This window comes from Photobacterium sanguinicancri (assembly GCF_002265265.1).
Taxonomy (GTDB): domain Bacteria; phylum Pseudomonadota; class Gammaproteobacteria; order Enterobacterales; family Vibrionaceae; genus Photobacterium; species Photobacterium sanguinicancri.
This window is the reverse complement of sequence record NZ_NOIF01000303.1, coordinates 1-3,060: the sequence shown is the minus strand read 5'-3', so window position 1 is coordinate 3,060 and position 3,060 is coordinate 1. Positions and strand designations below refer to the sequence as shown.

Genomic DNA, 3,060 nt, shown 5'->3' with positions numbered 1-3,060 from the left:
ATTGTACTGTTTTTATTATTATTTCCTTTGAAGACTCGGGTTCAATGATTCATTGAACCCAAGATTTGTTATGACGCTGTTTGAGCGTCTTTATGCTCAATGTCTTCATCGACATCGGTTTCAATCAGCTTGTTAAGACGTGGTGCAAGGTAGACACATACAACGCCGACAACAGCAGATGCAATGGCAAGCATGTAGAAGTAGTTACCGTAAGACGCCAAGCTTTCTACCGGTGTCATTTCGACATCGCCACTCGAGGATAACCCTGCGACCCAAGCCCCTGCGACCGACGCTAAAGCTAGTGTCATGTTCCAGGCTCCGTAGATAAAGCCACGGATCCGACTTGGGAAAAGCTTCGCAATCGCTGATAAACCTAGTGCAGAAATCAATAGCTCACCAATGGCAAATAAGAAGTGCGGTGCCGCAATCCAGAACGGATTGAGCATGCCATTTTCATCACCAAAGTATTGAGAGAAACCAGCACAGGCAAAGGCTGAAGCACAGATCAGCATACCGAGAGCAAACTTACCCGGCATGGAGAGGTCCTTACCTTTTTCCCCTAGTGTCGTGTAGATATGGGCTAGCACAGGGCTAAGGAAAATAACCCATAATGGATTAAATGACTGATAAGAAACAGGGTTAATGGCTATGCCAAATATCTCAGCTTCGACGTTGTTGATAGCGAAGAAATTGAGCGACGTTGGCATTTGGTTATACAGAACAAAGAACGCAAGTGCTTGCCCCATCAAAACAAGCCCAACAATCATGCGTTTGCGGCTAGTTGGCTGTTCTTTTTTCATTTCTTTGGTGATCAAGAACAGGATAACCAATGCAGCAATAGCGAGGGCTAGTTGTGCAAATGGTAGGTTCGTTAGCAAGTAACTGGCCGTTGCAACGGCAATCAGTGCGCCACACAAAAACAGCGAATTGGTCTTAAATGGAATCGCACGTTTGTCGGCTTCGGTGGCGTCTGTGATTTTCTTATTCAATAAGAAGTAAGTGATCACGTTAACGGCCATACCTATGCCAGACAAAATAAACGCAGATGTCCAACCAATGCTATAAGCCATGATCGGTGCGCCTAATTGAGCAATGAACGCACCAATGTTATTGACCATGTAGAACAGGGTGTATGCGCCATCAAGACGAGGGTCATTTTTCTCATAAGCGGAAGCAATAATGGTTGGTGGAGCAACACTGCCGATGCCTCGACCCACTGCAACTGTACCTAAACCAACAAACACAAAGTGTGGTTGAGCGGTTATTGCTGAATAAGCAATGATAAAATAGCCAATCCCTTGGAAGGCAAAGCCCCATACCAAAGTACGTTTGGCCCCTAAGATTTTATCGGCTAACCAACCACCGACAAACAACATGGCAGCACCTAAAGCAGCAAATGCCCCAAAAGTAGCGAACGAGGTTTTCTGGTCGATACCCAGTTCGTCACCTAAGAACACAGGCAAGATTGCCCATAGGCTATAGAAGGACAGAGCCCACCAAAACTGGCATGAACAGAGAATGTAAAAGGTTAACGGATGACGCTTTTTCATGATCGTATCTCCATGATGCTAAGGTTATAGCGCCTGCAGGTAGAAAGCTTTGTAAGCTCGGTAGAGTTCATGCACATCGAACTTAGAAGACAGTTCGAACGGAGAGTGCATAGATAGAATCGCAGCCCCTGCATCTATGGTATTAATGCCATAGTGCGCAAGGTATTTAGCCACTGTACCGCCGCCGCCTTCGTCAACTTTTCCTAATAATCCAGTCTGCCACTTAATTTCTGTGTCATCGAAAATACGACGAAGTGCTGCAACATATTCTGCATCAGCGTCATTGGATGCGACTTTGCCGCCATGACCTGTGTACTTGGTTAATACCAGGCCATAGCCCAGTTTTGAGGCGTTTTGTACGTCGTGAACTGATTCAAATAGTGGGTTAAGTCCTGCATTGACATCTGAAGATAATGCGTACGATTGCCATAGACAGCGACGGAGCATTTGGTCGTTGTATTGGCCGCCGGCTTGACGAACGAGTAGTTCACCGGTGAAGAATTCTAAGTAACGTGATTCAAGGCCTGTGGCACCCGTTGAACCAATTTCTTCTTTATCTACTAAGAAGCAGACTGCGGTTTGCTCTGGTGTGTCGATATCGAAAATAGCTTCGAGTGAAGTGTAAGCACAAATGCGATCATCTTGTCCGTAGCCACCTATAATGCCGTGGTCGAAGCCCACATCGCGAGCTTTACCTGCTGGTACTAGCATCAGTTCGGCTGAGATAAAATCAGGCTCGCTGATTTCATATTTTTCAAATAGCTTGGTTAAGACATGATGCTTGACGGTATCTTTGATTTTGTCATCATCAAACGTCATAGGTATCGAGCCTACAACGATTTGAAGCTCTTCACCTTTAAGTACTTCATCCGCTTTACGTTCACGCTGCACTTTGCGATCTAGGTGTGGGAGTAAGTCTGGAATAGTGAAAACGGGATCGCTATCATCTTCACCGATAGCAATATCCACTTTACGGCCTGTTTTAGTCACCACGATGCCGTGTAATGCTAAAGGACGAGATGCCCATTGGTATTTTTTAATGCCACCATAGTAGTGAGTTCGCATCAGTGCAAGCTCACATTTCTCGTGAACTGGTGAAGGTTTTAAGTCCAATCTTGGTGAGTCGATGTGAGAAACAACATAGCGAATTCCTTCACTGATTGGGCGTTGACCAATAATAGCTAGTACCACATTTTTGTGGCGGTTTATGAAATACACTTTATCGCCAGCTACTAATTGTTCAAATTCAGAAATAGGACGGAAGCCGTGCAGTTCTGCTTGAGCAATTGAGACAGTCACACACTGCCTTTCTGTTTTCCCTTGATCTAAAAAGTGTTTATAACCTTCATTGAAAAGGTTTATTTCATCAATTCTCTTTTTATCGAGATCGAGCCAACCATTAGTGAACTTAAGCGTTTCCATTGCCTTACTCCGCATTTATTAATGATGATTCGTAGCGGAGATTATCATTCTGAATATATATGAGTTTGTGAGAGTGATCTGCTTATTG

At 44.5% G+C, this 3,060-nt stretch carries 2 protein-coding genes; both read right to left on the bottom strand.

Going from position 1 to position 3,060, the window contains the following annotated elements:
• Positions 1-68 precede the first annotated feature (68 nt).
• On the bottom strand, positions 69-1,550 hold the full coding sequence (locus ASV53_RS23395; protein ID WP_094958908.1) for an oligopeptide:H+ symporter: 1,482 nt from the start codon (positions 1,548-1,550) through the stop codon (positions 69-71).
• A gap of 24 nt (positions 1,551-1,574) precedes the next feature.
• Complete coding sequence (locus ASV53_RS23390; RefSeq protein WP_094958907.1) at positions 1,575-2,972, bottom strand: aminopeptidase; 1,398 nt, start codon at positions 2,970-2,972, stop codon at positions 1,575-1,577.
• Positions 2,973-3,060: the final 88 nt, after the last annotated feature.